At 40.2% G+C, this 6,278-nt stretch carries 7 protein-coding genes; 6 read left to right on the top strand and 1 reads right to left on the bottom strand.

Annotation, left to right across the window (positions count from 1 at the left end):
* Nucleotides 1–805 precede the first annotated feature (805 nt).
* The 6 genes from G1O98_RS23225 (at nt 806) to G1O98_RS23200 (ending at nt 5,266) form a co-directional block, all read left to right on the top strand.
* Complete coding sequence (locus G1O98_RS23225; protein WP_163932378.1) at nt 806–1,165, top strand: hypothetical protein; 360 nt, start codon at nt 806–808, stop codon at nt 1,163–1,165.
* A gap of 384 nt (nt 1,166–1,549) precedes the next feature.
* Nucleotides 1,550–2,443: a 16S rRNA (cytosine(1402)-N(4))-methyltransferase RsmH gene (gene rsmH / locus G1O98_RS23220; RefSeq protein WP_163932375.1), complete on the top strand. Its 894-nt coding sequence runs from the start codon at nt 1,550–1,552 to the stop codon at nt 2,441–2,443.
* A 133-nt stretch (nt 2,444–2,576) separates the two neighbouring features.
* Nucleotides 2,577–3,230 (top strand): MotA/TolQ/ExbB proton channel family protein, encoded by a 654-nt coding sequence (locus G1O98_RS23215; RefSeq protein ID WP_163932372.1) that lies wholly within the window; start codon nt 2,577–2,579, stop codon nt 3,228–3,230.
* A 142-nt stretch (nt 3,231–3,372) separates the two neighbouring features.
* Nucleotides 3,373–3,579 (top strand): glycogen debranching protein, encoded by a 207-nt coding sequence (locus G1O98_RS23210; RefSeq protein WP_114081438.1) that lies wholly within the window; start codon nt 3,373–3,375, stop codon nt 3,577–3,579.
* Nucleotides 3,580–3,877: 298 nt separating this feature from the next.
* Nucleotides 3,878–4,435: a methylmalonic aciduria and homocystinuria type D protein gene (locus tag G1O98_RS23205; protein ID WP_194143304.1), complete on the top strand. Its 558-nt coding sequence runs from the start codon at nt 3,878–3,880 to the stop codon at nt 4,433–4,435.
* Between the two features lie 264 nt (nt 4,436–4,699).
* Nucleotides 4,700–5,266, top strand: coding sequence for a GNAT family N-acetyltransferase (locus G1O98_RS23200; RefSeq protein ID WP_163932369.1), 567 nt, complete (start codon nt 4,700–4,702; stop codon nt 5,264–5,266).
* A 15-nt stretch (nt 5,267–5,281) separates the two neighbouring features.
* Here G1O98_RS23200 and G1O98_RS23195 read toward each other — a convergent pair whose 3' ends face one another.
* Nucleotides 5,282–6,160, bottom strand: a complete 879-nt coding sequence (locus tag G1O98_RS23195; RefSeq protein WP_163932365.1) for a LysR family transcriptional regulator — start codon at nt 6,158–6,160, stop codon at nt 5,282–5,284.
* Between the last annotated feature and the right edge of the window lie 118 nt (nt 6,161–6,278).

Raw genomic sequence — 6,278 nt, 5'->3', positions numbered from 1 at the left:
CCCCTTATCCCCAGAGGGGACCCCACCTTCCCCTTTTCCCCTTAACCGACAAGTATTGAATACCGATAAAAAACACTTAGGAAGAATGTGAACGATCGCACCCTCTGCGATGACATTGGTTCTAAGAGCAATTAGAATGTTCCCTTCCCTGCGGGACGCTACGCGAACGACTTCACTCAGGAAACATTTTCTTTAGGGAACGTTTTGCTTAAGGAAATCAATTACTGCTACTGCGATTGTACTGATTAAAACAGGCGATCGCTTTTAAAAGTCAAACAATGCACTGATTAAAACACGCGTAGGCGCTGCCCAATCCAGGCATCGCTTCCGCTCCCTTACACAAGAACGCTCCCTGAGCGAAGTCGTTCGCATAGCGTCCCGCAGGGAAGGGAGCAGCTTCCGCCAAGACGTATCCGTGTTTCGTGCAGCCTGTAGCAGCTTCCGTCTTAAGAGTAGCAGCTTCCGCCAAAACGTATCCGTGTTACGCGCAGCCTGTAGCAGCTTCCGTCTTCCCTGTAAGAACTTCTGCCAAGACGTATCCGTGTTACGCGCAGTCTGTAGCAGCTTCTGCCTTGACGTTATGAGAAACAGACTTGTATTACAGCATTTTCCCTTAAATAAAATACGCTTTTAAGGCACAGTACTGCTATGCCTCAACAATAAATATGGTTTTGATTGGTAAAAAATGTTGTAACGTACTTAAATTTTAGGCTTTTTCAGAAAAATCAACAATTTCACGTATGACAACTTCTTCAACAATTGTCCACTATAGAGTTATCAGTAATCTAGAAAATGCGTATTAATTATGGCAAGGGCAAAACGCAACTCACGTACTCTTGGCAAAGCTGAAGTACGTTTAGCAAGCATTAAATCTATTAGTCCAACTCTCGATGTCGGAGAAAAGTTAACAGTCAAAGATTATACTGAAAAAATCGAAAGCCTCCGAAAATCTCTAGAAGCATACAATACCACCCTCTCTACTATTGATGTCTTACTAACCCAGATCGTTGAAAATGAACAAGATTTGGCAGACTATTCTGAAAAGATTTTGCGTGGTATTGCTTATAAATATGGTAACGATAGCCATGAATATCAGATGGCTGGCGGTGTTCGGAAAAGCGAGCGCAAGCGTGCTGTACGTCAAAGCGTGGTTTTGTCGAAGTAAATAGGCACTGCGATCGCATCCCTCGCAAATTCAGGCTATTGATTCAGCTTTGTACTTGGAATGTGATCGCCACTAAATATTGGAGCAAATATTCCCAAATCCTCACAGGGAAGTCATTTGCAAAATTGTACAACTTTTTTATTTGTTTCTGGATGGTAGCATGATGAAATTGTAGAACTTTATTTTTTAAAAACTTCTCAGTAGCTAACGATATAATAGTGCTTGTAGACGCGCAAATTGTACAAGTTTTTTAGTTGTTTACACCAACCACTTTTAAAACATCCTCTTAGTGGTTTAAAAACTATTTTTAATTAGGAATACACAAAGACACAAACAAAAGAATACATAATTAAAGTTCATCTGTGGTTTTTTGCCTTAAGTCTCATGAATCGTCAGCTAGCTATTGAAGAACCGATATTTTCCCATCTACCAGTGTTACCGCAAGAAGTAATTGCAGGTCTAGCGGTATCTCCCGGAGGTCATTATCTTGATACGACGGTAGGCGGTGGAGGTCACAGCCGTTTAATTTTAGCAGCCGCACCAGATGTAAAATTAACGGCAATTGACCAAGATGAGGATGCTTTAGCAGCAGCGAGGAAAGAATTGGCAGAGTTTGGCGATCGCGTACAATTTATTTACAGCAACTTTGCTGACTATGAGTTTCCCCCCAATACTTTCGATGGTATCTTAGCCGATTTGGGGGTAAGTTCTTACCATTTAGACCAAGCAGAACGGGGTTTTAGCTTTCGCCAAGCCGCGAATTTGGATATGCGAATGGATCGAGGGCGATCGCTAACTGCTGCTGATGTGATCAATAATTGGGATGAAGCAGAATTAGCAGATATTTTCTTTAAGTACGGTGAAGAGAGATTATCGCGGCGCATTGCTCGTCGTATTGTAGAACGCCGGCCGTTGCACACGACTACAGAATTGGCTGATGCGATCGCTTCTTCAGTGCCTCCGAAATACCGTTATGGGAGAATTCACCCCGCTACCCGGGTTTTTCAAGCTCTGCGAATTGTCGTCAACGATGAGTTAAAATCCCTAGAAACCTTTTTGGATAAAGCACCAAATGCCCTTGTCCCTGGCGGCAGAATTGCGATTATCAGTTTTCATAGTCTGGAAGACCGCCCGGTGAAGCATGGTTTAAGAAATTCACCTTTATTAAAAGTCTTGACAAAAAAACCAATTATTGCACAAGAAGAGGAAATTAGTAAGAATCCGCGATCGCGATCGGCCAAACTCAGGATAGCCGAAAGAGTTCTGAATATTGAGTAAGGGAATGAGGAGATAAAGAAACAGTGAGCAGAAGAGACAGAGGTAGTTTTTCATTCTCTCCAACGCCCAATGCCCAATTCCCTAAAACAACAATCTGCTAATCTAGCGTTGTTGAAGAGTTAAAAAATAATAAATGGAAATTAGTAATCTGTTTACAGCAGGTGGCGTAGTTATGTGGCCTCTGCTGGCATTCTCTTTGTTAGGTGTGGCGCTGATTATCGAGCGGATCATCTTTTGGGTAAGAATAAATAATCGGCAAAATAAGGTAGTGCGAGAGGTGCTACAGCTTTATCGCCTTGATAATGTAGTTAGTGCTTTAGATAAATTGCAGAAAAATGCTGATTTACCCATTGCTCGAATTTTTTTAGCAGCTTTAGAATTAGAAGAGCCGACACCAGAGGAATTTCGTTTGGCATTAGAAAGTGAAGCACAAGCCGAAATTCCCTTACTTAAGCGATCGCAAAATATTTTTGAGACAATTATTGGTCTTGCGCCGTTGTTGGGACTTCTCGGCACTGTCTTAGGATTAATTAACTCCTTTGCCTCTCTAAATATTGGAGATGTGGGAGGTACTAAAACAACAGGTGTAACATCTGGAATTAGTGAAGCTTTAGTATCCACAGCATCAGGATTAGTAGTAGCAATCTTTACACTATTATTTGCTAATACCTTCCGGGGACTCTATCAGCGTCAGATAGCTTGGATTCAAGAATATGGTGGACAGTTAGAATTACTCTACCGCCGTCGCTACGAAAGAGGCGATAAATCCTATGCGCCTACCAGATGAAGCGGAACTGAATAATTGTAAATTAGTAATCGCTAATATTAGTTCACTATTTATTACCGATTTTGATCTGCAATTTTTGACTCTAATAGTGTTCTAAAATAACAAATAGCTTTTTTCGCTACACTTTTCGAGGAAATATTCCATGACTATTTGGGTAAATGAGCAAATTGATCCGTCTGGGATGATTCATGCCTGTATTGCCACTTGTAATGAATCTCAAGCTAAAGAGTGTCATGATTCCTTTCAGAATAATTTGACCGAGAAGCAAAAGGCAGCAGGTTGGGTAGCGCAATTGCGGACAGTTGATTCTTGGGATGAAGTGCCGGTAAATTCTTTAAAACTCAATTAATTGGGTGAGATAGAGTTAATTTTTTGGGGTTTTAATCGAACGGATTTCAGGAACGTAGGCGTAGCCCGCCAGATGCATCGCTTGTCTACACTTATGCTAATGCCTACAGCGATCGCAACAAATCCTATGACAACAGGTTAATAAAGGATAAAATTCGGATTAAAATTCTCAAATTATTATCTTATGCTTCTAAAAAAAGTAACATAAGAGAGGAAAATGATGATTTTTCTGAACTTTTAAGAGCTATCATCTATACCGTAGATTAAATTAAAAAATTTGCATAAGCCGAATCAATTTAGTGAACTATCCCAAAGTTTACACTTCGGAGCAAGCCTGTCCCATTAATTTAGTTGGCGAAACAGGACAAGCGGTTCAAATTTCAATTCATGCTCCCAGTCAATATATCTGTGCCAACTGCGAACGGATATTACCGGATTGGAAACGGCAACCGTTTTTACGAGTAGTGATTGTCTTGCAACAATCGCGTTATCAATTAGTCAAAAAGACGGCAGAAGTAGAGTCAGAGAAAGAACGCTTACGAGAAAAGTTTATGCGATTTGGCTGTGATTTAGCATTTAATCTGCGCGATCGCGGCTATTTAACTGACCTGATCGACCCTCGTACAGGCTACCCTTTACTATCTCATCCTGGAGCAATTCCCCATGATGACACAGCAGTTGTCAAAGCTTTGCTTAACTATCCAGTGATTAAAAATCAATGCCGTGTACTAGTGCATCCCGAATGGGGTACAGCAGTTTATCCTAGCATTTTGATATCAGAAGCTCCCCCAATTCTGATCGAATGGGTTACTAAAGGTATAGCATCCATGCATGGGTGGAAAGAAATTGATTATTAGTTATTAGTCATTGGTCATTAGTCATTGGGCATTAGTTATTTCTACCTCATCCCTTTATATATACTGGAAATGAGGAAAATAAAAATAGATATTGCGGTATTTAGAGATTATGGCGTACTAAAAAAGACTTACTTTTACGGTCTAGGCTATTCCATTCATCTGGCTAGAATCATTGGTGTATAAAAGCTTGGTAGAAAGCAAAGCCAATATTCTGTAGTGGTTGAGATAGGCATAATGTATCAAAAGATGTGTTAGAACCTACTGATGAATAGAACTCAGCCTAATCACGTGAAAATTCGCCTAGTCCAACCGCAAGATAGAAATCAGATTTTCGATATCCAAAGAGATGCTATACAGATACTTTGTTCCCAAGATTATAATCCTGAACAGATTCAAGGCTTATTGAACGATAAACAGTTAAATGATTTAGAAGGGAAAGATACAAAAGATATAGTTTTTGTTGCTGAAATTGGAGAAAAAATTGTTGGTTTCTCTGCGTACTCCAAATATTGGGTGAGTGCAATTTATGTCCATCCTCAATATGTGCGACAAGGAATTGGTACAGAGTTACTAAAAGCAATGGAACGCAAAGCTTTGTCCGAAAACATCAATACATTAGCTGTTTGTGCATCAATCACTGCTAAACCTTTTTATGAAGCATCTGGTTATCAAGAGTTTGGCGAAACTTACATAATTTCAAGTACTGGAATTTATATACCTTGTATCCGTATGCAAAAATGGCTATCTTCAGCTACTGAGGGAGAACAGCCGCAATCAGAGGATTTAACAGCCATTTGCAGATTTTTGCAATGGATACTTATTGGTAAATAAATCGCCAGGAATAAATTAAATTATGTGTTTTACAATCTCCAGAAATCTCTGTATTGTTGGGGATGTCTCGCTGCTGCGCCAAATCATTGCAATGGCAACTTTTGGGCTGACTGGCTCGATATTTTTATAAACTACCCCAGTTCGTTGCAAATTTTGTAAAGATGCCGGCACAATTGCAATACCTATTTCGCCTGCCACTAGGCTAACAATTGTTTGCATCTGAATGGCTTGTTGACTTACAGAGGGACTAAAACCTGCCTGCTGGCAGAGACTAATAATTAAGTCGTAGAGTCCAGGCGCTAATATTCTCGGAAATAAAATAAAAGGTTCATTAGCAAGCGATCGCAAACACACATAAGATTGATTTGCTAATAAATGTGATTCAGGTAATGCTACTATCAGCGACTCTTGAAAAATTATTTCCCAGCTAAATGTATTTTCCTCCACAGGTGGACGAACAAACCCTACATCTATCCGACCTGTGCGTAACCACTCTAACTGTTGATCTGTAGGCAGTTCATGCAACTCTAGACTCACACCAGGGGCACAATTCCGAAAGGTTCGCAAAATAGTTGGCAAAATATTATACGCGGCAGAACTGACAAAGCCGATCGCTAACTCTCCGAGTTCACCGCGACTAGTTTGTTGCCCAACTTGGATTGCCTGCTGCAATTGCCTGAGAATTTGTTGGACTTCATTTAGAAAAACCGCCCCTGCTTCTGTTAAATTCACACTTCGTTTTGTGCGATGAAACAGTTCAAAGCCCAATTCCTTTTCTAGCTGGCGAATTTGTTGACTTAAGGGAGGTTGGGCAATGTGCAATCTTTCTGCTGCCCGTCCAAAGTGCAGTTCTTCTGCCAAGGTGACAAAGTAGCGCAGGTGTCGTAGTTCCATCTGTTAGCTGAACTTATATCTTTTAAATATTAGTTAAGGTCAAAATATATATTGGACATAATTAATAATATTTTTTATTGTGATGATTATGCAGTCACCAATCTACCGAACTTGGTTG

It is taken from the genome of Nostoc sp. UIC 10630 (assembly GCF_010747425.1).
Classification (GTDB): Bacteria; Cyanobacteriota; Cyanobacteriia; order Cyanobacteriales; family Nostocaceae; genus Nostoc.
Note: the sequence above shows the minus strand (reverse complement) of the source record. Positions and strands in the feature narration are given on the sequence as shown.